The following is a 24,305-nucleotide window of genomic DNA, read 5'->3' on the forward strand; positions in this document are numbered from 1 at the left end:
GCTAGTCAAACTTCACTCTCGGGTCCACGAGGACGTAGCAGAGATCGGAAACGAGCTTGGTCACGAGGCCGATCAGGGTGAAAAGGTAGAGGGTGCCGAGCACCACAGGGTAGTCGCGCCTGATCACGCTCTCGTAGCTCAGGAGGCCCAGCCCGTCGAGCGAGAACAGGGTCTCGATCAGCAGCGACCCGGTGAAGAAGGCGCCGATGAAGGCGGCTGGAAAGCCCGTGATGATCGGAATGAGCGCATTGCGGAACACGTGCTTCCAAAGCACCTTGCGCTCGGTCAGTCCCTTGGCGCGCGCGGTCAGCACGTACTGCTTGCGAATCTCCTCGAGGAAGGAATTCTTGGTCAGCATCGCGGTCACGGCAAAGCTCCCCAGCACCATGGCCGTCACCGGCAGCGCAATGTGCCACAGGTAGTCGACGATCTTCGCACCCCATCCCAGGCTGTCCCAGTTGGACGACGTCAGTCCGCGCAGGGGGAACCACTGGAGTTGCCCGCCGAATACCACGAGCAATGCCACCCCCAGCACGAAACCCGGAATGGCATAGCCCACCAGCACGATCAGCGTGGTGACGGTGTCGAATCGCGATCCGGCACGGACGGCCTTCGCCACGCCGAGCGGCACCGCGATCAGGTAGCTGATGAAGAAGGTCCAGAGGCCGAGGCTGACGGACACCGGGAGCTTCTCCTTGACCAGTTCCCAGACGTCCTTGTGCTGGTAGAAGCTGGTCCCCAGGTCGAAGCGGGCGAAGGACTTGAGCATCATCCAGAAGCGTTCCGCAGGTGGCTTGTCGAAGCCGTAGAGCTTCTTGATTTCCTCGATGCGCTTCTCGTCCAGGCCCTGCCGGCCGCGGTAGCCGGCGCCCGAGCTGGCCGCGCGCTCGCCGCCCGAATCCCGCCCCTGCAGCTGCGCCACCATCTGCTCGACCGGCCCGCCCGGCACGAACTGGACCGTGACGAAGGTCAGCAGCAGCACGCCGAAGAGCGTGGGCACCATCAGCAGCAGGCGTTTGAGGATGTAGCTGGCCATCGCGATTTCACTTGTTGGAGGGCGATGCCCACCACGTGCTCATGGCCCAGGTATCGGCCTGGTAGTAGGGCGGGATCCGGTCCGGCAGAACGAAGGGCCGAGGCCGGTAGCCGATCAGGAAGGCGTCGCCATAGTACTGGGGCACCGAGTAGTGCCCATGCGAGAGCACGCGATCGAGCGAGCGCATTGCGGCGCTGAGCTCGGGCCGGGTCGTCGCGCTCACGACCTTCTGCAGCAGGGCATCGACGGCGGGATCCGCAATGCCCCAGATGTTCTGCGAGCCGTGGGTGGCCGCCGCCTTGGAGCCGAACAACTCCAGCAGTTCCCCGCCCGGAGCCGTGGTGCCGGGCAGGCGCACCGACGTCATCTCGAAGTCGAAGTTGTCCATGCGCTGCTGCGAGAGCGAGAAGTCCACCGTACGGAAGCTCATCCGGATGCCCAGCTTCAGCAAGGCGGTCTGCAGCGGGGTCACGACGCGGATCAGCGAAGGCTGGTCGTTCAGGAACTCGATGGTGAACACCTCGCCCTTCTCGTTGCGCAGGGCGCCATCGCGATACGTCCAGCCCGCCTCGGCCAGCAGATTCCTGGCCTTGCGCAGGTTCTCCCGCAGGCTCCCCGGAGGCGCTGTGCTCGGCGGAATCGCCGCGGGACCGAACACCTCGGGGCGCAGCTTGCCGCGCAGCGGTTCGAGCAGCGCCAGTTCGTCCGGCTTGGGCAAGCCTTCGGCGTGGAACTCGCTGTTCGGGTAGTAGCCCTGGACCCGCTTGTACAGGCCGTAGAAGAGCTGCTTGTTGAGCCACTCGAAGTCGAACGCGAGTCCGATGGCCTGCCGCACCCGGATGTCCTTGAACTTCGGGTTGCGCAGGTTGAATACATAGCCCTGGAAGTCGCCAGGATTCTGGTTCTCGAACGCGCGCTTGACGAGTTCGCCGGATGCGAACTGCTTCCCGGTGTACTGGCGCGCCCAGTTCCGCGAGGTGAACTCACGCATGAAGTCGAACTCGCCGGCCTTGAGTCCCTCGAAGCGCGAGGTGTCGTCGAGATAGATCTTGAAGGTGATGCGATCGAAGTTGAAGAAGCCCTTGCGCACCGGGATGTCGGCACCCCAGTAGTTCGGATCGCGCGCATAGGTGATGTCGCGCCCCATGCGCGGGTTGGCGATCTGATAAGGACCGGATCCGATCGGCACCTCGGTCGTGACCTGGTCGAAAGGCTTGCCGGCTCCCCATGACCGGCTGAACACGGCCATGCCGCCGACCACCAGCGGCAGCTCGGGATTGGGGCTGGCGAAGTCGAAGCGCACGATTCGCTCGCCCAGCGCCTTGACACCCTTCACCTCTGCATAGATCGTGCGGAACTGGGGTGCCGCCAGCGGACCCGTGAGGGTCGTGAAGGAATGCACGACGTCGGCGGCCAGCACCGGCGTACCGTCGTTGAAGCGCGCGTTGGGCCGGATGCGGAAGGTCGCCGAGCGCCTGTCGCCTGCGACCTCGACGTCCTCGGCCAGAAGCCCGTAGGCCGTGGTCGGCTCCTCCGAATTGCCGGTCAAGAGGCTCTCGAACAGCAAGGCGCCGATGCCGTAGGGCGCGGTGCCCTTGAGCGTGAAAGGATTGAACTTGTCGAAGTTCGTCGGCCGCGTCGGCGGCACCATGCGGATCTCGCCGCCCTTGGGCGCGTTCGGATTCACGTAGCTGAAATGCCTGAAGTCCGGCGGGTACTTGATATCCCCGAACTGCGCGTACGCATAGGCAGCCCACGACGGGGCTGCCGAGAGCGCCAACCCCAAGAGCAGCCAACCTCGCATGCGAGAATTCTGCCCAAGATTTTCACGAGGTCGCTTCATGGGCTTTCTTTCCGGCAAAAAATTCCTGATCACCGGCGTGCTGAGCAACCGCTCCATCGCCTACGGCATCGCCAAGGCCTGCCATGAGCAAGGGGCCGAGCTTGCCTTCAGCTACGTGGGCGAGCGCTTCAAGGACCGCATCACCGAGTTCGCCGCCGATTTCGGCTCCAAGCTGGTGTTCGACTGCGATGTCGGCGACGACGCCCAGATCACCAAGCTGTTCACCGACCTGGCCCAGGCCTGGCCCAGGTTCGACGGTTTCGTGCACAGCATCGGCTTCGCGCCGCGCGAGGCGATCGCCGGCGATTTTCTCGACGGCCTGTCGCGCGAGGGCTTCAAGGTGGCGCATGACATCAGCGCCTACAGCTTCCCCGCCATGGCCAAGGCGGCCCTGCCCTACCTCAACGACAAGTCGGCCCTGCTCACGCTCACGTACCTGGGCTCCGTACGCGCGCTGCCCAACTACAACACCATGGGCCTGGCCAAGGCCTCGCTGGAGGCCTCGGTGCGCTACCTGGCCGAGTCACTGGGCCCGAAGGGCATGCGCGTCAACGGCATCAGCGCCGGACCGATCAAGACGCTGGCAGCCAGCGGCATCAAGGGCTTCGGCAAGATCCTCTCGGTGGTGGCCGAGGTCTCGCCGATTCGCCGCAACGTCACCATCGAGGAAGTGGGCAACGTCGCCGCCTTCCTGCTGAGCGACCTGGCCAGCGGCGTGACGGCCGAGATCACCTACGTCGACGGCGGCTTCAGCCAGGTGGTGGGCGGCATCGCCGAATAGCCGCTCGGGGCCATCTGCCGGCGGCGGGCCGGCCCGCGTCAACACAAGAAGATCATTCAGGGAACAACACATGGATCGTCGAAAGCTACTGCTTCTCGGCACGGCGCTTGCGCTGGCGCCCTTCGCGCTGGCGCATGCAGCCGCGCCGAAGCTCATGCTGGCCGATGTCTATCGCCGCGGCATGCCGCTGGCGGACTATTGGGTCAGCGAGAAGTACGACGGGGTGCGCGGCTACTGGGACGGCAGGCAGCTCTGGACGCGTGGCGGCGAGCGCGTGGCCGCTCCCGCCTGGTTCGCCGCAGCGCTGCCGGCGGTGCCGATGGACGGCGAGCTGTGGGCGGGCCGCGGGCGCTTCGCGGAGACGGTGTCCACGGTCCGGGACCAGACGCCGAACGAGCAGGCCTGGCGGAACATCCGCTTCATGGTCTTCGACCTGCCGGCCCAGCCCGGCGACTTCACGGCACGGCTGGCGGCGCTGCGCAAGCTGCTGCCGTTGAAGGACGCGCCATGGGTGGTGCCGGTGCCGCAGGCGCGGGCCGGCACGCACGAGGACCTGCAGGCGCTGCTCGACAAGACGATGCGTATGGGCGGCGAAGGCCTGATGCTGCATCGGGGTGCCTCCCTCTACCGCACGGAACGATCAGCCGACCTGCTCAAGCTCAAGCCCTACGAGGATGCGGACGCCCGCGTGCTGGCGCACGTACCGGGCCGCGGACGGCACGCCGGCCGAATGGGCGCGCTGCTGGTCGAGACGCCCGAAGGCAGGCGCTTCAAGCTGGGCGGCGGCTTCAGCGACGCGCAGCGCGACCAGCCGCCTGCCGTGGGAAGCTGGGTCAGCTATCGCTACAACGGCACGAACCCCGGCGGCCTGCCGAGGTTCGCGCGCTTCCTGCGGGTACGGGACGACCTCGCGTTGTCCTCCTAGGCGCCGCCGTGCCCTTACTTGGGTAGCAGTACCTTGTCAACGACGTGGATCACGCCGTTGGACTGGTAGACATCGGCGGTGCTCACGGTGGCCCAGCCGCCCTTCTCGTTGCCCACCATGATCTTGCCGCCGCTTTCCTTGGCGGTGAGCGTGCCGCCAGCCACGGTCTTGAGCGTGGCCGTGCCCTTGCCGTCCATGATCTGGCTACCCAGCGCGGCGGCGTCGAGCTTGCCGGGCACCACGTGATAGGTCAGCACGGCCGTCAGCTGGCCCTTGTTCTCGGGCTTGAGCAGCGTGTCCACGGTGCCCGCGGGCAAGGCGGCGAAAGCCACATTCGTCGGCGCGAACACGGTGAAGGGGCCCGGCCCCTTGAGGGTTTCGACCAGCCCTGCGGCCTTGACCGCGGTGACCAGCGTGGTGTGGTCCTTCGAGTTGACGGCGTTGTCGATGATGTCCTTGGTCGCGTACATCGGCGCGCCGCCGACCATGACCTGCGCGGAAGCGAGGCCGGCGCCGGTCGTGAACGCGACCGCCAGGGCAAGGGAGGCAAGGCGGTGGAATCTGCTGATCATGATGAAGGCTCCTTGGGGTTGGACCGGCACCGGAATGGTGGCGGCTGCAACCAATACGGAAGCCGCGCCCGATTGGATTTGCGGGCACCCGAACAATGCTGCGTCCAGGCACGCGATGCGCGGCCGCGCCGCAGCGATCAGCCCGCGCGCACGCAGTCCGCGTAGTAGCGCTTCTTGCCGCTCTCGTCGAACCGAGCCACCAGCCCGTGGATGTCGGTCTCGAAGCCCGGGCACTCGCTGTTGAACGCGCGCGCGAACTTGAGATAGTCGACGATCTTCTTGTTGAAGACCTCCCCCGGGATCAGCAGCGGAATGCCCGGCGGGTACGGCGTGATCAGGCTCGTGGTGATGCGGCCCTCGAGGTGATCGATCTCCACCCGCTCGGTCTTGCGATGCGCGATGTGGGCGAAGGCGTCGCTGGGCTTCATTGCCGGCTGGAGATCGCTCAGGTACATCTCGGTCGTGAGCCGGGCCACGTCGTGGCGCGCATAGAGCTCGTGGACATGCTGGCAGAGGTCGCGCAGCCCCAGGCGCTCGTAGCCCGGGTGGCTCTGGCAGAACTCCGGCAGGATGCGCCACATCGGCTGGTTGCGCGCGTAGTCGTCCTTGAACTGCTGCAGCGCCGTGAGCAGCGTGTTCCAGCGGCCCTTGGTGATGCCGATGGTGAACATGATGAAGAAGCTGTAGAGCCCCGTCTTCTCGACGATCACGCCGTGCTCGGCCAGGAACTTGGTGACGATGCTCGCCGGGATGCCGGTGGGGGCGAACTTGCCGTTCAGGTCCAGGCCCGGCGTCACGATGGTCGACTTGATCGGATCCAGCATGTTGAAGCCGTCGGCGAGCTTGCCGAAGCCGTGCCAGTTGCGTGCGCCGTTCCTGGCGTTCGGGCCGCTGCGCGACTCGCCCTGCATGATCCAGTCGCTGGCGCGGCCGATGCCTTCCTCCACCAGCTTCTCGGGGCCCCAGACCTTGAACCACCACTCGTCCTTGCCGAACTCCTGCTCCACCTTGCGCATGGCGCGGCGGAAGTCCAGCGCCTCGAGGATGCTCTCTTCCACCAGCGCGGTGCCGCCGGGCGGCTCCATCATCGCGGCGGCCACGTCGCAGCTGGCGATGATCGCGTACTGCGGGCTGGTCGAGGAGTGCATCAGGTAGGCCTCGTTGAAGAGGTCGCGGTCGAGTGCACGGTTCTGCGAGTCCTGCACCAGCACGTGGCTGGCCTGGCTGATGCCCGCCAGCAGCTTGTGGGTAGACTGGGTCGCGAACACCAGCGATTCCTTCGGCCGCACACGCCGCTTGCCCATCGCGTGGTAGGCGCCGTAGAAGGGGTGGAAGGCCGCGTGCGGCAGCCAGGCCTCGTCGAAATGCAACGTGTCGACGTAGCCGTCGAGCATGCCCTTGATCGTCTCGGTGTTGTAGATCACGCCGTCGTAGGTGGACTGCGTGAGCGTCATGACCCGCGGCTTGACCTTGTCGGCATCGACATGCGAGAGCAGCGGGTTGGCGCGGATCTTGTCCTTGATGGCCGCCGGCTCGAACTCGCTCTTGGGGATCGGGCCGATGATGCCGAAGTGGTTGCGCGTCGGCTTCATGAAGACGGGAATGGCGCCGGTCATGATGATCGCGTGCAGCACCGACTTGTGGCAGTTGCGGTCCACCACCACCACGTCGTCCGGCGCCACGGTGTGGTGCCACACCATCTTGTTGCTGGTGCTGGTGCCGTTGGTCACGAAGAAGCAGTGGTCGGCGTTGAAGATGCGCGCCGCGTTGCGCTCGCTGGCCGCCACCGGGCCGGTATGGTCGAGCAGCTGGCCCAATTCCTCCACCGCGTTGCAGACGTCGGCCCGCAGCATGTTCTCGCCGAAGAACTGGTGGAACATCTGGCCGACCGGGCTCTTGAGGAAGGCGACGCCGCCCGAGTGGCCGGGGCAGTGCCAGGAGTAGGAGCCGTCTTCCGCATAGTCGATCAGCGCCTTGAAGAACGGCGGCTGCACCCCTTCGAGGTAGGACTTGGCCTCGCGGATGATGTGGCGCGCCACGAACTCCGGCGTGTCCTCGAACATGTGGATGAAGCCGTGCAGCTCGCGCAGGATGTCGTTCGGCAGGTGGCGTGAGGTTTTCGTCTCACCGTAGATGTAGATCGGCACGTCGGCGTTCTTGCGCCGCACCTCTTCGATGAAGTTGCGCAGGTTCAATACCGCCGGGTCCAGATCGGGCCCGGGGGTGAACTCCTCGTCGTCGATCGACAGGATGAAGGCACTGGCGCGGCTCTGCTGCTGGGCGAACTGGCTCAGGTCGCCGTAGCTGGTGACGCCCAGCACCTCGAAGCCCTCGCTCTCGAAGGCCTGGGCCAGGGCGCGGATACTGAGTCCCGAGGTGTTCTCGGAGCGGAAGTCCTCGTCGATGATGACGATCGGAAAGCGGAATTTCATGGGGGGGCTCCGGGGCACGGGACAAGCAAACAGGCGCGAAGTGTACGGAATTCAGATGAAGGAATCGCTGCCCTTTTGACACAGAATGTCGTGCCTTCACTTACAGAGGAGTCGTGACATGGCGAGTTCCACCGTCTGGTGGCTGATTGCGGGGGGAGCCATCGTGCTGGAGCTGCTGTCCGGCACCGTCTACCTGCTGCTGTTGAGCGCGGGCTTCGCGGCCGCCGCGGTGGCGGCACACGCCGGCGCCGGCATGTCCACCCAGCTGGTCGTGGCAGCGGTCGTCGGCGTCGGAGCGGTGCTCGTCTGGCACACGATCCGCCGCAAACGCCCGGCCGAGCCGCCGGCCGCCGCCAACCGCGATATCAACCTGGACATCGGCGAGAGCATTTTTGTCGACGCCTGGAACCCGGACGGCACTGCCACCGTGCGCTACCGCGGCGCGCAATGGACCGTGGTGCCCCGCCCGGGCGCCACGCCGACCGTCGGCGAGCACCGGGTGGCCGAGATCATCGGCAGCCGGCTGGTCGTCGACAAGATCTGATCCCCAAGCAACAAGCACAACGAGGAAGCAACTTCATGGAATTCACCGTCCCCTTGGTCCTGTTGGTCATCGCGATCATCGTCATCAGCCAGTCCATCAAGTTCGTGCCGCAGCAGAACGCCTGGGTGCGCGAGCGCCTGGGCAAGTACCACAACACGATGACGCCCGGGCCCAACTTCCTGATCCCCTTCATCGACAAGGTGGCCTACAAGCACAGCCTGAAGGAGATCCCGCTGGATGTGCCGAGCCAGATCTGCATCACCCGCGACAACACGCAGTTGCAGGTCGACGGCATCCTCTACTTCCAGGTCACCGATCCGATGCGTGCAAGCTACGGCTCGTCGAACTACATCGTGGCCGTGACGCAACTGGCGCAGACCTCGCTGCGCAGCGTGATCGGCAAGCTCGAACTCGACAAGACCTTCGAGGAGCGCGACATCATCAACGCGCAGGTGGTGGCCGCCATCGACGAGGCGGCCCTGAACTGGGGGGTGAAGGTCCTGCGCTACGAGATCAAGGACCTGACGCCGCCGAAGGAAATCCTGCAGGCGATGCAGCGCCAGATCACGGCCGAGCGCGAGAAGCGCGCGCTGATCGCGGCCTCCGAAGGCCGCCGCCAGGAGCAGATCAACATCGCCACCGGCGAGCGCGAGGCCTTCATCGCGCGCTCCGAGGGCGAGAAGCAGGCCCAGATCAACAACGCGCAGGGCGAGGCCGCGGCCATCACGGCGGTGGCGGAGGCCACGGCGGGCGCCATCGAGCGCGTGGCCGCCGCCATCCGCCAACCCGGCGGCGAGCAGGCCGTGCAACTCAAGGTTGCGGAGCGCGCAGTCGATGCCTACGGCAAGGTCGCGGCCGATGCCACCACCACCTTGATCGTGCCCAGCAACATGAACGAAACCGCCGCGCTCATCGCCTCGGCGATGCGCATGGTGCAGGCCGGAAAGACGTCGAGTACCGCCTGAAAACGCTCATTCCCCGCTGCTACAATCGCGGGCTTCGGAGCGGTGGATGAGTGGTTTAAGTCGCACGCCTGGAAAGCGTGTGAGGGTTAATAGCCCTCCGCGGGTTCGAATCCCGCCTGCTCCGCCACTCAATGTTCAGGAAGCCCGCGAAAGCGGGCTTCTTTGCTCATGCGGGCCGATGTCCTTCAGTCGCCCCCGCTGCCTCATATTCGTGCGCCTTATCCTACGCGACCGCGGGCGGCTTGGGCGCGACCGCGCATGCTGCAGCGCGGTAGGCTTTCGGCTTCACAGGCAAGAAAGCGTATGACGCTCTCCACCTTCCTTGTCGAAGACAACAAGACGATCCGCGACAACCTGATCCCTGCCCTCGAGGACCTGGTCGGCGCCCAGGTCGTGGGTTGCGCCGACAGCGAAAACGAAGCGGCCACCTGGCTGGCCTCACACGCCGGCGAGTGGCAGCTGGTGGTGATCGACGTGTTCCTCAAGCAGGGCTCCGGTCTCGGCGTGCTGAGAACCTGCAGGCAGCGCAGCGCGAGCCAGCGCGCGGTGGTCCTGAGCAACTACGTCAATGCCGACATACGGGCACGCTGCACGGCCTTGGGCGCGGATGCCGTGTTCGACAAGTCGAGGGAGCTCGAAGCCTTCTTCGACTACTGCAACGACGCCAGCCGCAGCGCCATGTAAAAAGGGCCCCTGAGGGCCGAGGCTGTGTGAAAACGTCAATCCGTCGTCTATATTGAGTCAACCCGTTTTGAGCGAGGTGGCCCATGAAGCGATTCATCGAAGGCGCGGACCGACAGCAGGTCACGCTGATGCCAGAGTGTCTCGATGACTATGTTGGTGAAGACAACCCGGTGCGCATCGTCGATGCCTTCGTGAACGAATTGGATCTGCAAACACTCGGCTTCGACGGTGCAGATCCCGCAACGACCGGACGCCCGTCCTACCACCCGGCGGTGCTTCTCAAGCTCTACATCTACGGATACCTCAACCGCATCCAGTCCAGCCGACGCCTGGAGCGTGAAGCGCAACGCAACGTCGAACTGATGTGGCTTACAGGCCGGCTCGCACCGGACTTCAAGACCATTGCCGACTTCAGGCGCAGCAATGGCGCTGGGATCCGCAACGTTTGCCGACGCTTCATCGTTCTGTGCCGCCAGCTCAAGCTCTTCTCCCAAGGCGTCGTGGCCATCGACGGTAGCAAGTTCAAGGCGGTGAACAGTCGAGACCGAAACTTCTCGCCTGGGAAGATCGACGCGCGCAAGGAACAGATCGAGCAAAGCATTCAGCGCTACCTGGATGCCTTGGAGACGGCGGACCGGACGCAACCTGCCGAGTTGGGAGCAAAGGCAGAACGGCTGCAGGAGAAGATCAGCAAACTGCGCGAGCAAATGCGGCAACTGGACGAGACCAAGGAGCAGCTGAAGAGCGAACCGGGCCAACAGCGCTCGCTGACGGATCCCGACGCCCGCTCGATGCTCCAGCAAGGCAAGAGCACAGGCTTAGTGGGCTACAACGTCCAGACAGCTGTGGACCGCAAGCACCACCTGATCGTTGCGCACGAAGTGACGAACGTCGGCAATGACCGAGCCCAGCTAAGCAAGATGGCGCTGGCCGCGCGCGAAGCGATGGGCAGGAGCAAGGTGCAGGCGTTCGCCGACCGTGGCTACTTCAGCGGCACGGAACTCAAGGCCTGCGAGGACGCCGGCATCACGACCTTCGTGCCCAAGCCGATGACATCGAATGCCAAGGCTGAGGGGCGCTTCGACAAGACCGACTTCATCTATATCGCCAGCGCTGACGAGTACCAGTGCCCAGCAGGGGAGCGGGCAATCTATCGGTACAGCACGCTTGAGAAGAGCGGTCTCAAGGCTGGCGTTTACTGGACCAGTGCGTGCCCACGCTGCGCGATGAAGGACCAATGCACAACTGGCGACTACCGCCGCATTCGTCGCTGGGAACATGAGGAAGTGCTGGAACGCGTTCAACGACGGCTGGATCGCAAGCTCGATGCGATGACACTTCGACGATCCACCATCGAACATGTGTTCGGAACGCTGAAGTACTGGATGGGTTCGACGCATTTCTTGATGAAGACCATGGAGCACGTCGGCACCGAGATGAGTCTTCACGTGTTGGCTTACAACCTGAAGCGGGTGATGAGTGTGCTGGGTATTGCCAGAACGATGAAGGCGATGCGGCTGGCGGGGGCATGAGCCCCGGTGTGTCTTCGTGCGCGTAGACAACGGACGTCACGAGGCCTGGAATACGGGTTCTGACGCACCAGAACACTGGGTGAACTCGGTAGGCGAACCGCCCGGCGTGACAACGCTGCGCGTTTCTACACAGCCTCGGCCCTTTTCGGCAGATGCAGCGACTTGCTTCAGCTCGCGCCGCGCACCACGGCGATCTGCGTACGCGCGCCACCCTTGTAGGTGTAGATCGTCAGCGCACCGTTCTTGATGTCGCCCTTCTCGTCGAAGGCGATCGGGCCGGTCACGCCCTTGTACTGGATCTTGCCGAGCTCCGGCAGGTACTTCTCGGGATCGGAAGAACCGGCCTTCACCATGGCTTCGGCCAGTACGTTGACCGCGTCGTACACGTACGGCGCATAGATCTGCACATCAACACCGTTCTTCGCCTTGAACTTGGTCTTGAAGTCTTCCAGCGGCTGCTTGAAGTCGCCTTCGACGCCGCCGGCCTCCGCGCAAACCACCATTTCTTCGCCGATCGCATCGCCAGCCAGCTTGGCCAGTTCCCCGGTGCACAGGCCGTCGCCACCCATGAACTTGACGTTCATGCCCAGTTGCTTGACCTGCTTGAGCATCGGGCCGCCCACGGCGTCCATGCCGCCGAAGAACAGCACGTCGGGCTTGGCGCCCTTGAGCTTGGTCAGGATGGCGTTGAAGTCGGTCGACTTGTCGGTGGTGAACTCGTGGCCGACGATCGTGCCGCCGGCGGCCTTGACGGCCTTCTCGAACTCCTCGGCGACACCCTGGCCATAGGCGGTGCGGTCGTCGATCACGGCGATGTTCTTGCCCTTGAGCGTGTCGACCGCGTACTTGCCCAGTGTGCCGCCGAGCTGCGTATCGTCAGCCACCACGCGGAAGGTGGTCTTGAAGCCCTGGCGGGTGTACTTGGGATTGGTCGCCGAAGGCGAGACCTGAGGGATGCCGGCGTCGCTGTAGAGCTTGGAAGCGGGAATGGTGGTGCCCGAGTTCAGGTGGCCGACGATGCCGTTGACCTTGCTGTCGACCAGCTTCTGGGCGACCGCGGTGCCCTGCTTCGGATCGGCGGCGTCGTCCTCGGCGAGCAGTTCGAACTTGGCAACCTTGTCGCCGATCTTGAGGCCCTTGGCATTCAGGTCCTCGATCGCCATGCGCGCGCCGAGCTCGTTGTCCTTGCCGAGGTGGGCGATGGCGCCGCTGGTCGGGCCGACGTGACCGATCTTGACCACCAATGCATCGGCCGGAGGAGCCGCGGGTGCAGGGGCTGCCGCGGTGGGTGCCGGCGCAGTCGCCGGGGCCGCTGCTTCTTCCTTCTTGCCACAAGCCACGAGCGTGAGTGCTGCAAGCGTGACTGCAGTCCATTTCAATTGCATGAGGAACCTCCAAGTATTGGTGGATAAGAACACTAGCTATACGGCCTTTTGATCCGTGCGCGAACCCTCAGCAAGTTTCACGCCGCAGACCCTCAGCGCCTCGCGCCTTCGACCTGGCGCGCAGTGTAGCCCAAGGATCAGGGGCGAAAAGGTGGCGTTGACCCTGGGGTGTCGGACAGTTCCTGGGCCAGTGCTTCGCTCACCAGCTCGCGCAGCACCGTTTCGATTTCGTCGCGCAGGCGCGGGATCATCTTGTCGAGCTGCTGCTGAACGGCGGCTGACACCGTGTCGCTCAGGCGCTCCTCCAGCGCGAGGTCGACGCGTTGCAGCACGCGATGCAGCAGTTGCTCCTCGACCCGGAAAGCGTCGGACTCCGACAGCAGGGCCTGTGGGTCGAGCGCGACCGCCTGCGAAGGGTCCGCAGCGGCGGCCGGCTCGGGAACCGGCTGGCTCGCGGGCACCGACTCGGCCGGCACCTCGAGCACGGTGGTGAGCGTGGGCACGAAACGCGGCGGGGTGCGGGCGGACATCAGGCAGTGTTCCCCGCGAAGTCGTGGCGCTGGATCGCATAGCCACGGTCGGCGTAGTGCCGCCAGCGCATGCGGCCGGCCTGCCGGTCGGCATCGTCGCCGCTCACGATGTCGATCAGGCGGTCGAAGCGTTCGAAGCCGCCAGGCACCGTGTGACCGAGGTTCACCAGCACCTGGCGGTGCGGCAGCGGCGCATCGCAGCTCTCGGCCAGCACCACCGGCGAGCGCGCGACCGTGTGCGGCTCGCCATCGCTGCGGCAGTGGGCGATGAACTCCGCGGGCGCGAAGGTCCAGAGCGCGAGATCGACCGCCTCGAGCATGGGCGCATCGGCGACCACCACCACGCGCGCGCCGCGCGCGCCGACGGCCTTGCGCAGCAACCGGCAGGCGTAGTTCACCTTGTCCGGCGTGTTGAAGTGGAAGTCGATCTCGGTCATGGCAGTTACCGGGCCTTGGCGTGCTTGCGAGCCTTGCGCGGCACCGGCTGGACGGCGCCTTGACGGGCCCGCTCCAGCAGATAGGACAGCAGCAGGCCGACGGGACGTCCGGTCGCGCCCTTGGCCGACCCGCTCTTCCACGCCGTGCCCGCGATATCCAGGTGCGCCCAAGGGAAGTCGCCCGCGAAGCGTTGCAGGAACTTGGCCGCGGTGACCGCGCCGCCGGCGCGGCCCGCGACGTTCGCCACGTCGGCGAAATTGGTCTTGAGGCCCTCGGCGTAGTCCTCGTCGAGCGGCATGCGCCAGCAACGATCCTGCGATGCCTCACCGGCCGCCAGCAGCGCATCGGCCAGCGCGTCGTCACTGGCGAAGAGGCCGCTGCGCACGCCGCCCAGCGCCACCACGCAGGCGCCGGTCAGCGTGGCGATGTCGACCACTACGGCAGGATCGAAGCGCCTGGCGTAGCTCAACGCATCGCACAGGATCAGGCGCCCCTCGGCATCGGTGTTGAGGATCTCGATGGTCTGCCCGCTCATGCTGGTGATCACGTCGCCGGGCTTGATCGCGCGGCCGTCGTTCATGTTCTCGCAGGTCGGGATCAGCCCCACGACGTTGAGCGCGGGGCGGATGTCGCCGAGCGCGCGGAACACGCCCAGCACGCTGGCGGCGCCGCACATGTCGAACTTCATTTCGTCCATCTCGGCCGCCGGCTTGAGCGAGACGCCGCCGGTATCGAAGGTGATGCCCTTGCCTACCAGCACCACGGGCGCCTGATCCTTGGGAGCGCCCTGGTAGCGCAGCACGATGAAACGCAGTGGCTCGGCCGAGCCCTGCGCCACCGCGCTGAACGCGCCCATGCCGAGCTTCTGGACCTCCTTCGGCCCCAGCACCTCGCACTTCAGCTGCGGCAGCGCGGCGAGCTTCTGCGCGGCCTCGGCCAGCATCGTGGGCGTGCAGTGGTTGCCGGGGCGGTTGGCCCACTCCTTGGCCAGCTCGATGCCCGCGACCGTCGCCGCCGCCTCGTCGAAGGCCCCGCGCAGCGCCGCCGCATCGTCCACGCCGAAGTGCAGCTGGCGAATGGAGCGCGGCTCGGGCTTCGACTTCGTGGCGGTGTAGACATAGCTCGCGTCGGCCGCCGCAAGCACCGCGCTGCGCAGCCCTGCCGCGTCGGTCGGCTGGGCGAAGACAATCGCCACCCGCCTGGGATCCGCCGCCTTGGCCGCGGCCACGGCCGCCAGCACGCCGGTGCGCACCGAGGCAGGCTTGCCGTCGCCCACCGAGGCCAGCAGCAGGCGTGGCGCAGCGACACGGGCCGGACGGTACAAGGCCAGCAGCTTGCCGGCCTTGTCGCCCAGGTCGCCGGCCTTGCGGGCGTCGGCGACGAGCGTCGCGATCACATCCTTGGAGGGGGGGGTTGCGGCTGCGGCGAGCACGATCAGCACATCGCATTTGTCAGTGGCAGCCTGGGCGGTGGAGAGGGTCTTGAGTTGAAAGTCCATAATCCTTTTTTTCCCTCGACGATGTTATTCCATTCCTCCATACGCAAGGAGCTGTCGCGCAGCTTCGGGGCCACGCTGGTGGTGCTGATCACCATCGTGATGACCATGATGCTGATCCGCACGCTCGGCCTGGCCGCCAGGGGCAGCGTGAATCCCTCCGAGGTCTTCCTGGTGATGACCTACACGGTGCTCGGCTACATGCCCACCATCCTGAGCCTCAGCCTGTTCGTCTCCATCGTGGGCACGCTGTCGCGCATGTACCGCGACAGCGAGATGGTGATCTGGTTCTCCAGCGGCCGCGGCCTTGCCGATTTCGTGCCGCCGCTGTTCCGCTTTGCCTGGCCGATCCTGCTGCTGATCGCCGTGTTCGCCCTGGTCGGCTGGCCCTGGGCCAACTCGCAGACCCAGGGCATGCGCGACCAGTACCAGCGCCGCAGCGACATCGAACGGGTGTCGCCCGGCGAGTTCCGCGAGTCGGCCGGACGCCTGCGGGTGTTCTTCATCGACAAGGACGCGCCCGACAGCGCCACGGCCAGCAACGTGTTCATCTCCTCGCTCGAGCGCGGCCTGCAGATCATCACCTCTGCGCAGAGCGGCCGCATCGAAAGCATCGGCGACTCGCGCTACCTGATGTTGAGCAACGGTCAGCGACTGGAACGCCCGCTGCTGCCCGGCGAGCTCAAGATCAGCGAGTTCCGCAGCTACGGCGCCAAGGTCGGCAGCGACATCGATCCCTCCAACGGCGCCGCACCGGTGCGTGCCAAGACCACCCTGACCCTGATGCGCGAACCCAGCGTGGCCAATAACGGCGAGCTGGCCTGGCGCATCGGTATGGTGCTCGCGGCCATCAACTTCGTGCTGCTCGCGCTGACCGTGTCGAGCGCGAATCCGCGCGTGGGCCGCAGCGGCAACCTGCTGTTCGCCCTGTGCGCCTTCGTCCTCTATTACAACCTGCTCAATCTCGGCCAGAACTGGGTCGGCATGGGCCGCTACAGCATGGGCGGGTTCATGCTGGCGCTGCATGGCGGGGCGCTGGCACTCGCCCTGCTCTGGCTCGCCAAGCGCCATTTCAACTGGAGCTGGCGTCCGTTCCCCGTCCGCAGCCGGTCGCCGGCGAGTTCCGAAACGTGAAAACCATTCGCCGACTGATCTACGTCGAGGTGCTGAAGGCGGTGGCCTTCGTGACCCTGGGCTTCCTGAGCCTGTTCTTCTTCTTCGATTTCGTCGACGAGCTGCAGGCCATCGGGCAGCCGGGCACCCTGGGCTACGGCGCGGCGCAGGCCCTGATGTACGTCGCCCTGCTGATCCCGAGCCATCTCTACGAGCTGCTGCCGATCGCAGTGCTGATCGGCACCATCTTCGTCATGGCGCGGTTGGCACAGAGCTCCGAGTACACGATCCTGCGCACCAGCGGCCTCGGCCCCTGGCGTGCGCTGCGCACCCTGCTCGTGCTGGGCCTCGGCTTCGTGTTCCTGACCTTCGCGGTGGGCGACTATGTCTCGCCGGCTTCAGACCGCACCGCCCAGTTGCTGAAGTCGCGCTACCAGGGCACCTATTCGCTGGTGGGCTACACCGGCGCGTGGCTCAGGGAAAAGCAGGGCGACAAGTCGTATGCGGTAAACGTGGCCTCGATCTCCCGCAACGGCACGCTGAAGGACCTGCGCATCTTCGAGTTCGGCCCGAAGGGCCTGCTGGTCTCGCACACCTCCGCCTCGCAGGCACACATCTCGAACGGCGTGTGGACGCTGGTCGGCGTCGAGCAGCAGCAGTACGACACGGGCAATGCCGACAAGGTCCGAGTCACCACCACGCAAACCCCGGTCGTGAACTGGCCTAGCTCGCTCACCAACGAGATGGTGTCGGTGGCGCTGCTGCGGCCGGACCGCATGCGCACCATCGATCTGTTCGAATACATCCAGCACCTCGACGCCAACGGCCAGACCGCCCAGCGCTATGAGATCGAGTTCTGGCGCAAGGTCTTCTACCCGCTTTCCTGCCTGGTGATGGTGGTGCTCGCCCTGCCCTTCGCCTACCTGCATTTCCGCCAGGCGGGAATCACGGCCTACGTGTTCGGCGGCGTGATGATCGGCATCAGCTTCTTCCTGCTGAACAACGTGTTCGGCTACTTGGGCAACCTGAGCAACTGGTGGCCCTGGATCACCGCCGCGGCCCCCGGCCTGATCTATTCGGTGATGTCGCTGGCGGCCTTCACCTGGCTGGTGCTGCGGCGCTAGCGACGCGCATGCAGGAACGCGCTCTCGGCATCGTGCTGCTCGCGCACGGCTCGCGCGACGTCCGCTGGCGCGCACCGGTGGAAGCCGTTGCGCGGCGCGTCGCCGATCTCGATCCGGCCGTGCAGGTGCGCTGCGCCTACCTCGAGTTGTCGCAGCCCGACCTGCAAACCGCCATGGCGGAGCTGGTCGCCGGTGGCGCCGGGTCAGTGCGCGTGGTGCCGCTCTTCCTCGGCATGGGCAAGCATCTGCGGGAAGACCTGCCGCGGCTGCTCGAAGAATTGCGCGCATTGCACCCGCAGGTTCCCGTGGAGCTGGCGCGCGCCGTCGGCGAGGAGCCCGAGATCCTCGATCTGCTGGCCCGGCTGGCGCTCAGATCCTGAACATTTCGCTGCTTTCGATAGACAGCGAAGGCATAATAAATCCGGAAATAAGACGGAATTTGTTATGAATCTTCACCAGTTCAAGTTCGTGCAGGAGGCGGTGCGTCGCAACCTCAACCTCACCGAGGCGGCCAAGGCCCTGCACACCTCGCAGCCCGGCGTGTCCAAGGCAATCATCGAGCTCGAGGAAGAACTGGGCGTGGAGATCTTCGCGCGGCACGGCAAGCGCCTGAAGCGCGTGACCGAGCCGGGCCAGCACGTGCTCGCGAGCATCGAGCTCATCATGCGCGAGGTGGGCAACCTCAAGCGCATCGGCGAGCAGTTCAGCGCCCAGGACAGCGGCACCCTCTCGATCGCCACCACCCACACGCAGGCGCGCTACGTGCTGCCGGTGCCGGTGGCCAGGCTGCGCGAGGCCTACCCCAAGGTCAACGTGAGCCTGCACCAGGGCTCGCCCGACCAGGTGGCGCGGATGGTGATAGACGAGATCGCCGAGATCGGCATCGCCACCGAGTCGCTCGCGGACTACGCCGAGCTCGTGACCCTGCCGTGCTACGAGTGGCAGCACGTGCTGGTGCTGCCCAAGACCCACCCGCTGGCGGACAAGGAGCGCATCCACCTCGAGGACCTCGCGGCCGAGCCGATCATTACCTATCACCCTTCCTTCACCGGCCGCACGCGCATCGACCATGCCTTCGCGCAGAAGAAGCTCACGCCGCGCATCGCGCTGGAGGCCATCGACTCCGACGTGATCAAGACCTACGTGCGCCTCGGCCTGGGCGTCGGCATCGTGGCCGAGATGGCGGTGCGCGACGACTCCAATGCCGACCTGGTGGTGCGGCCCATGGGCCATTTGTTCGGCAGCAACATCGCCCGCGTCGCCTTCAAGCGCAGCTCCTACCTGCGCAACTTCGTCTTCAAATTCGCCGAGCTGCTTTCCGACCGGCTCGACCGCAACCTGATCGCCAAGGCATTGGCCGGTCACAACCAGGATTACGAACTGTGAACGCCCCTGTAGCGCGCACCCCCAACGTGCAGACCAAGCTGCCGAGCGTCGGCACCACCATCTTCACCGTGATGTCGGCGCTGGCCGTCGAGAAGGACGCCGTCAACCTCGGCCAGGGCTTCCCCGATTTCGACTGCGACCCCAAGCTGCTCGAAGCAGTGACCGCCGCCATGGCCGCCGGCCACAACCAGTACCCGCCGATGCCCGGCATCCTGCCTCTGCGCGAGGCGATCGCCGCGAAGGTCGAGACGCTCTATGGGCACCGCTACGACCCGGCGAGCGAGATCACCATCACCGCCGGCGCCACGCAGGCCATCATCACCGCCATCCTCGCGGTGGTGCGTGCCGGCGACGAGGTGGTCGTGCTCGAGCCCTGCTACGACAGCTATGCGCCCAATATCGAGCTGGCCGGCGGCACGGTGGTGCGGGTGCCGCTCACCCCCGGCAGCTTCCGGCCCGACTTCGACAGGATCGCGGCAGCGCTCACCCCGCGCACGCGCGCGATCATCGTCAACACGCCGCACAACCCCAGCGCCACCGTGTGGACCGAGGCCGAGATGCGCCGGCTCGAGGAACTCCTCGCGCCGACCGACGTACTGGTGATCAGCGACGAGGTCTACGAGCACATGGTGTACGCCGGCGCGCGCCACGAAAGCGCGGCGCGCTTGCCCGGTCTGGCGGCGCGCAGCTTCATCGTCAGCAGCTTCGGCAAGACCTACCACGTGACGGGCTGGAAGGTCGGCTACGTCGCGGCGCCGGCGCCGCTCACGGCCGAGTTCCGCAAGGTGCATCAGTTCAACGTGTTCACCGTCAACACGCCGATGCAGCACGCGCTCGCCAGCTACATGGCCGACCCGGCGCCCTACCTGGAGTTGCCGGCCTTCTACCAGCGCAAGCGCGACCTGTTCGCCGAGGGCCTGGCGAAGACCCGGTTCAAGCTGCTGCCGAGCGCCGGCACCTACTTCCAGTGCGTCGACATCCGCGAGGTCAGCGACCTGGGCGAAGCCGATTTCTGCCAGTGGCTCACCCGCGAGATCGGCGTTGCCGCCATCCCGCTGTCGGCCTTCTACGCGGAGGGCTTCGACCAGCGCGTGGTGCGCTTCTGCTTCGCCAAGAAGGACGAGACGCTCAGGGCGGCACTCGACCGGCTGGCCCGGCTCTGACACGAACGGTAGGAGAGTCCTGACCGCCGGAGGGCGCGCCTTCCGGCGGGCAAAAGCACCGCTCACCATGACCATGAGTGCTCGGTACACAACACCAAGGAGTCTTCCATGTCGCTCTCGCTGATCCTGCTGATCGTCCTGATCCTGCTGCTGGTAGGCGCTCTGCCAAGCTGGGGCTACAGCCGCAGCTGGGGCTACGGGCCGAGTGGCGGCCTGGGCCTCGTCGTGCTCGTGGTCATCGTGCTGCTCCTCATGGGGCGCATATAGAAAGGCGGCGCCCACCGGCGCCGCAACAGCAAGGCCCACCCCGGTGGGCCTTTTTTTTGCCTGCCGTCCCGGGTTCTCAGCCTTGAAGCTGCGCCCACAGCTTGTCGAGCCGCTTGATGCTCACCGGTTGCGGCGTGCGCAGCTCCTGCGCGAAGAAGCTCACGCGCAACTCCTCCAGCAGCCAGCGGAACTCGTCCATGCGCTCGTCCACCGCGCCCTTGCGTTCGGCCACCAGGCGCCAGTAGCGCTGCTCCTGCGGCCGCAGCTCCGCCAGCCGCTGGGCGTCCCGGGCCGGGTCGGCGCGCAGCTTGTCGAGCCGCAGGCCGATGGCCTTGAGATAGCGTGCGAAATGCGCCAGCCGCGGCCAGGGCGTCTGCGCAACGAAGCGCCTGCCGACCAGGCGCTGCAGCTGCTGCGCGGCGTCCGCCGTCGCGTCGGGCTGGATCCTGGTATCCCTGATCTTGCGAGCGGCCAGCGTGTATTCCGCGAGGATGGTGCCTGCGAGGCGGGCGATCTCATTGGCGATCAGCGTGAGCCGCCCGCGCCCTTCCTCCACGCGGCGCTCGAAGGCGGCCTGGTCGGCCGGCAGCGGCTCCTGCAGGAAGGCCCGCTCCAGCGCCACCTCGACGATCTGCCCGCGCAGCTCCTCGGCCGTACCCAGCGGCATGTAGGCCACCGCCATCTTCTGCAGGTCCGGGATGTTCTTCTCGAGGTACTTGAGCGCGTCCTTGAGCTGCAATGCGACCAGGCGACGCAGGCCGGCGCGATGCCTGGCGGCGGCCACCGCCGGCTCGTCGAAGACCTCGATCGTCACCGCGTCGCCGGCATCGACCAGGGCCGGGAAGCCGATCAGCGACTGGGCGCCGCGGCGCACCTCCATCAGCTCGGGCAGCTCGCCGAAGCTCCAGCTCGTGTAGCGCTGGCCCGCCGGGAGGGCCGGCGGGGCGTCCTCCTTCGTCGCGGCGCGGCCCGCGGTCTGCGCGGCCTGCTCGGCATCCGCGGCGGGTGGCGCATCCGGCGAGACCTTCACCTGCAGCCCCGCCAGCGCCTGGAAGGCACCGCGCGCCTGCGCGCCCAGCTCGGCCTTCAGCGCACCGAGGTTGCGGCCCATGCCCAGCTGCCGGCCGTGTTCGTCGACCACGCGCAGGTTCATGAACAGGTGAGGCGGCAGCATGTCGAGCTTGAAGTCGGTGCGCTTGACGTCCAGGCTGGTCTCGTTGCGCACCCGCCTGAGCAGAGCCTCGGTCAGCGAGCCCTGGCCGAAGGCCTCGGGCACCCCCAGCGCCTCGGCCAGCCGTGCGGCCGATTCGGGCAGCGGCACCAGCCGCGCGCGCGGCTTTTGCGGCAGGCTCTTGAGCAGCGCCTGGACCTTGTCCTTGAGCATGCCCGCGACCAGCCACTCGCAGCGCTCCTCGCTCACCTGGTTGAGCACGAAGAGCGGCACGGTCACCGTCAGCCCGTCCCTGGGATCGCCGGGCTCGTGCAGATAGCTGGCGGCGCAGTCCACGCCCCCCAATCGCAGCGTCGGCGGAAAGGACTGCGTCGTGATCCCCGCCGCCTGGTGGCGCATCAGCTCCTCGCGCGTCAGATAAAGCAGCTTCGGCGCCTCCCTCGAGGCTTGCCGGTACCAGCTCTCGAACGCGAAGCCGCTGGCGAGGTCGGGAGGCAGTTGGGCGTCGTAGAAGGCGTAGATCAGCTCGTCGTCGACCAGCACGTCCTGGCGGCGCGACTTGTGCTCCAGGCCCTCGACCTCGCGCACCAGCTTTCGGTTCGCGGCCAGGAAGGGCAGCTTGCTTTCCCACTGCCCGCCGACCAGCGCCTCGCGGATGAAGATCTCGCGCGCCGCAACCGGATCGACGCGGCCGAATTCAACGCGCCGACCGCTGTAGACCACCAGCCCGTAGAGCGTCGCGCGCTCCAGCGCCACGACCTGAGCGCTCTTCTTCTCCCAGTGCGGATCGAGCAACTGCTTCTTCAGCAGATGGCCCGCCACCTGCTCCAGCCATGAAGGCTCGATGTTGGCGATGCCGCGGCCGAAGAGGCGCGTGGTCTCCACCAGCTCGGCGCAAACGATCCAGCGGCCGGGCCTCTTCTTGAGGTGTGCGCCGGGATGCCGGTGGAACTTGATGCCGCGGGCGCCGAGGTAGGCCTCTTCTTCCTCCATTTTCCAGCCCACGTTGCCGAGCAGCCCCGCCAACATGGACAGATGCAGCGCCTCGTAGCTCGCTGGCGCGCTGTTGACGCGCCACTTGTGCTCCGTCACCACCGTGAGCAGTTGCGAATGGATGTCGCGCCACTCGCGCACGCGCCGGACGTTGATGAAGTTCTGGCGCAGGAGCTGCTCGTACTGGCGATTGCTGAGCTTGTGGGTGGGCGCGCCCCCACCGCGAGGCTCCCCCGCGCCCCCGCCGCGCGCATCATGGATCCATTGCCACAGCCGCAGATACCCGCTGAACTCGCTCTTCTCGTCGTCGAACTTGGCGTGCGCCTGGTCCGCCTGCTGCTGCGCATCGAGGGGCCGGTCCCGCACGTCCTGGACCGACAGCGCGCTGGCGATCACCAGCACCTCCTCGAGCGCGCCGCGCGTGCGCGCCTCCAGGATCATGCGGCCGACGCGCGGGTCCAGCGGCAGCTTCGCCAGCTCCATGCCCATGGGCGTGAGTTCGTTCGCATCATCGACCGCGCCGAGCTCGTTGAGCAGCTGGTAGCCGTCCGCAATGGCGCGCCGCTGCGGCGCCTCGAGGAAGGGGAAGCGCTCGACATCGCCCAGATGCAGCGATTTCATCCGCAGGATCACGCCGGCCAACGAGGAGCGCAGGATCTCCGGGTCGGTGAAGCGCGGGCGCCCTTCGAAATCCTTCTCGTCGTAAAGCCGGATGCAGATGCCGTCGGCCACCCGCCCGCAGCGGCCGGCACGCTGGTTGGCCGCGGCCTGGCTGATCGGCTCGACCAGCAGCTGCTCCACCTTGCTGCGAAAGCTGTAGCGCTTGACCCGCGCCGTACCGGCGTCGATCACGTAGCGGATGCCGGGCACCGTCAGCGAGGTCTCGGCGACGTTGGTCGCCAGCACGACGCGCCGGCCGCTGTGGCTGTCGAAGATGCGGTCCTGCTCGGCCTGCGACAGGCGCGCGAACAGCGGCAGCACCTCGGCGTTGCGCAGCAGCGGCTGGTGGCTCAGGTGCTTGCGCAGGTGGTCCGCGGCCTCGCGGATCTCGCGCTCGCCGGGCAGAAAGACCAGGATGTCGCCGCCATCGCGCGGGTCGCGCCAGAGTTCGTCGACGCCGTCGGCGATCGCGTCGTTGAGGTCGTAGTCGCGCGACTCCTCGAAGGGGCGGTAGCGCTGCTCGACCGGGTACATGCGGCCCGAGACATAGATCGTCGGCGCCGGTGTCATCGGCCCCCACGCTCCGCGCTGCGCGTCGTCGCTGCCCCCCGAGGGGGCTTCGCCCGCCTTGGGGCGGCCCGGCGCCGGTGTCATCGGCCCCCACGCTCCGCGCTGCGCGTCGTCGCTGCCCCCCGAGGGGGCTTCGCCCGCCTTGGGGCGGCCCGGCGCCGGGCGAGCGGACGCGAAATGCTGCGCAAAGCGCTCGGCATCGATGGTCGCCGAGGTCACGATCACCTTGAGATCGGGCCGGCGCGGCAGGATCTCGCGCAGATAGCCCAGCAGGAAATCGATGTTGAGTGAGCGCTCGTGCGCCTCGTCGATGATCAGCGTGTCGTAGGCCTTGAGCAGCGGGTCGGTCTGAGTCTCGGCCAGCAGGATGCCGTCGGTCATCAGCTTGACCGAGGCGTCGCGCGACAGGCGGTCCTGGAAGCGCACCTTGTAGCCGACCACCTCGCCGAGCGGCGTCTTCAGCTCTTCCGCGATGCGCTTGGCCACGGAGGAGGCGGCGATGCGCCGTGGCTGCGTGTGGCCGATCAGCCGGCCCTGCCCGGGCGGCGCGTTGAGCTTGCCGCGGCCCATCGCCAGCGCTATCTTGGGCAGCTGGGTGGTCTTGCCCGAGCCGGTCTCGCCGCAGACGATGACGACCTGGTGACCGGCGATGGCCGCCATGATTTCGTCGCGTCGTGCCGACACCGGCAGGGCTTC

At 66.5% G+C, this 24,305-nt stretch carries 21 protein-coding genes and 1 tRNA gene; 13 read left to right on the forward strand and 9 right to left on the reverse strand.

Features of this window, described 5'->3' with window-relative positions; translation table 11 throughout:
• Position 1: 1 nt before the first annotated feature.
• Both E5P3_RS17315 and E5P3_RS17320 read right to left on the reverse strand, forming a co-directional pair.
• Positions 2-1,036 carry a microcin C ABC transporter permease YejB gene (locus tag E5P3_RS17315; RefSeq protein WP_162587102.1) on the reverse strand — a complete coding sequence of 345 codons (1,035 nt, stop codon included), beginning with the start codon at positions 1,034-1,036 and terminating at the stop codon, positions 2-4.
• A gap of 7 nt (positions 1,037-1,043) precedes the next feature.
• Complete coding sequence (locus E5P3_RS17320; RefSeq protein ID WP_162587103.1) at positions 1,044-2,840, reverse strand: extracellular solute-binding protein; 1,797 nt, start codon at positions 2,838-2,840, stop codon at positions 1,044-1,046.
• Positions 2,841-2,877: 37 nt separating this feature from the next.
• On the opposite strand from E5P3_RS17320, the gene fabI reads away from it, so the two are divergent.
• A complete protein-coding gene (gene fabI / locus E5P3_RS17325; RefSeq protein WP_162587104.1) occupies positions 2,878-3,660 on the forward strand; it encodes an enoyl-ACP reductase FabI in 783 nt (260 codons plus the stop codon).
• Positions 3,661-3,730: 70 nt separating this feature from the next.
• Positions 3,731-4,585, forward strand: a complete 855-nt coding sequence (locus E5P3_RS17330; protein ID WP_162587105.1) for a DNA ligase — start codon at positions 3,731-3,733, stop codon at positions 4,583-4,585.
• A 14-nt stretch (positions 4,586-4,599) separates the two neighbouring features.
• On the opposite strand, the gene E5P3_RS17335 is transcribed toward E5P3_RS17330, so the two are convergent.
• Positions 4,600-5,157 carry a fasciclin domain-containing protein gene (locus E5P3_RS17335; protein ID WP_162587106.1) on the reverse strand — a complete coding sequence of 186 codons (558 nt, stop codon included), beginning with the start codon at positions 5,155-5,157 and terminating at the stop codon, positions 4,600-4,602.
• Positions 5,158-5,294: 137 nt separating this feature from the next.
• A complete protein-coding gene (locus E5P3_RS17340; RefSeq protein WP_162587107.1) occupies positions 5,295-7,589 on the reverse strand; it encodes an arginine/lysine/ornithine decarboxylase in 2,295 nt (764 codons plus the stop codon).
• Positions 7,590-7,707: 118 nt separating this feature from the next.
• On the opposite strand from E5P3_RS17340, the gene E5P3_RS17345 reads away from it, so the two are divergent.
• The 5 genes from E5P3_RS17345 (at position 7,708) to E5P3_RS17365 (ending at position 11,314) form a co-directional block, all read left to right on the forward strand.
• A complete protein-coding gene (locus E5P3_RS17345; RefSeq protein ID WP_162587108.1) occupies positions 7,708-8,133 on the forward strand; it encodes an NfeD family protein in 426 nt (141 codons plus the stop codon).
• Between the two features lie 35 nt (positions 8,134-8,168).
• The gene (locus E5P3_RS17350; protein WP_162587109.1) at positions 8,169-9,098 is read left to right on the forward strand and encodes an SPFH domain-containing protein; all 930 of its coding nucleotides are present in this window, start codon (positions 8,169-8,171) and stop codon (positions 9,096-9,098) included.
• 36 nt (positions 9,099-9,134) lie between these two features.
• A tRNA-Ser gene (locus E5P3_RS17355) sits at positions 9,135-9,225 on the forward strand.
• A gap of 176 nt (positions 9,226-9,401) precedes the next feature.
• Positions 9,402-9,782, forward strand: coding sequence for a response regulator (locus tag E5P3_RS17360; RefSeq protein ID WP_162587110.1), 381 nt, complete (start codon positions 9,402-9,404; stop codon positions 9,780-9,782).
• 83 nt (positions 9,783-9,865) lie between these two features.
• Positions 9,866-11,314 (forward strand): IS1182 family transposase, encoded by a 1,449-nt coding sequence (locus E5P3_RS17365; RefSeq protein WP_162587111.1) that lies wholly within the window; start codon positions 9,866-9,868, stop codon positions 11,312-11,314.
• A 167-nt stretch (positions 11,315-11,481) separates the two neighbouring features.
• On the opposite strand, the gene E5P3_RS17370 is transcribed toward E5P3_RS17365, so the two are convergent.
• The 4 genes from E5P3_RS17370 to E5P3_RS17385 all read right to left on the reverse strand — a co-directional run bounded on the left by E5P3_RS17370 (position 11,482) and on the right by E5P3_RS17385 (position 15,165).
• The gene (locus tag E5P3_RS17370) at positions 11,482-12,699 is read right to left on the reverse strand and encodes a branched-chain amino acid ABC transporter substrate-binding protein (protein WP_162587112.1); all 1,218 of its coding nucleotides are present in this window, start codon (positions 12,697-12,699) and stop codon (positions 11,482-11,484) included.
• A 137-nt stretch (positions 12,700-12,836) separates the two neighbouring features.
• Positions 12,837-13,229, reverse strand: a complete 393-nt coding sequence (locus E5P3_RS17375) for a hypothetical protein (RefSeq protein ID WP_162587113.1) — start codon at positions 13,227-13,229, stop codon at positions 12,837-12,839.
• Entirely contained in the window at positions 13,229-13,666 is a 438-nt protein-coding gene (locus E5P3_RS17380; RefSeq protein WP_162587114.1) for a DNA polymerase III subunit chi, read from the reverse strand. The genes E5P3_RS17375 and E5P3_RS17380 overlap by 1 nt, the downstream gene beginning before the upstream one ends.
• A 5-nt stretch (positions 13,667-13,671) precedes the next feature.
• Entirely contained in the window at positions 13,672-15,165 is a 1,494-nt protein-coding gene (locus E5P3_RS17385) for a leucyl aminopeptidase (protein WP_162587115.1), read from the reverse strand.
• 21 nt (positions 15,166-15,186) lie between these two features.
• Between E5P3_RS17385 and lptF the strand changes: the two genes are divergently transcribed.
• The 6 genes from lptF to E5P3_RS17415 all read left to right on the forward strand — a co-directional run bounded on the left by lptF (position 15,187) and on the right by E5P3_RS17415 (position 20,215).
• The gene (lptF, locus tag E5P3_RS17390) at positions 15,187-16,296 is read left to right on the forward strand and encodes an LPS export ABC transporter permease LptF (RefSeq protein ID WP_162587116.1); all 1,110 of its coding nucleotides are present in this window, start codon (positions 15,187-15,189) and stop codon (positions 16,294-16,296) included.
• Complete coding sequence (gene lptG, locus E5P3_RS17395) at positions 16,293-17,399, forward strand: LPS export ABC transporter permease LptG (RefSeq protein WP_162587117.1); 1,107 nt, start codon at positions 16,293-16,295, stop codon at positions 17,397-17,399. Before lptF ends, lptG begins: the two co-directional genes overlap by 4 nt.
• A gap of 8 nt (positions 17,400-17,407) precedes the next feature.
• Positions 17,408-17,779 carry a sirohydrochlorin chelatase gene (locus E5P3_RS17400; RefSeq protein WP_162587118.1) on the forward strand — a complete coding sequence of 124 codons (372 nt, stop codon included), beginning with the start codon at positions 17,408-17,410 and terminating at the stop codon, positions 17,777-17,779.
• Between the two features lie 64 nt (positions 17,780-17,843).
• Positions 17,844-18,785 carry a CysB family HTH-type transcriptional regulator gene (locus tag E5P3_RS17405; RefSeq protein WP_162587119.1) on the forward strand — a complete coding sequence of 314 codons (942 nt, stop codon included), beginning with the start codon at positions 17,844-17,846 and terminating at the stop codon, positions 18,783-18,785.
• The gene (locus tag E5P3_RS17410; protein WP_174263077.1) at positions 18,782-19,948 is read left to right on the forward strand and encodes a pyridoxal phosphate-dependent aminotransferase; all 1,167 of its coding nucleotides are present in this window, start codon (positions 18,782-18,784) and stop codon (positions 19,946-19,948) included. Before E5P3_RS17405 ends, E5P3_RS17410 begins: the two co-directional genes overlap by 4 nt.
• 108 nt (positions 19,949-20,056) lie before the next feature.
• Positions 20,057-20,215 carry a DUF3309 family protein gene (locus E5P3_RS17415; protein ID WP_106556648.1) on the forward strand — a complete coding sequence of 53 codons (159 nt, stop codon included), beginning with the start codon at positions 20,057-20,059 and terminating at the stop codon, positions 20,213-20,215.
• A gap of 76 nt (positions 20,216-20,291) precedes the next feature.
• Here E5P3_RS17415 and hrpA read toward each other — a convergent pair whose 3' ends face one another.
• Positions 20,292-24,269, reverse strand: a complete 3,978-nt coding sequence (gene hrpA, locus E5P3_RS17420) for an ATP-dependent RNA helicase HrpA (RefSeq protein WP_232073471.1) — start codon at positions 24,267-24,269, stop codon at positions 20,292-20,294.
• Between the last annotated feature and the right edge of the window lie 36 nt (positions 24,270-24,305).

Origin of the sequence: Variovorax sp. RA8, from assembly GCF_901827175.1 — a bacterium.
GTDB lineage: Bacteria > Pseudomonadota > Gammaproteobacteria > Burkholderiales > Burkholderiaceae_C > Variovorax.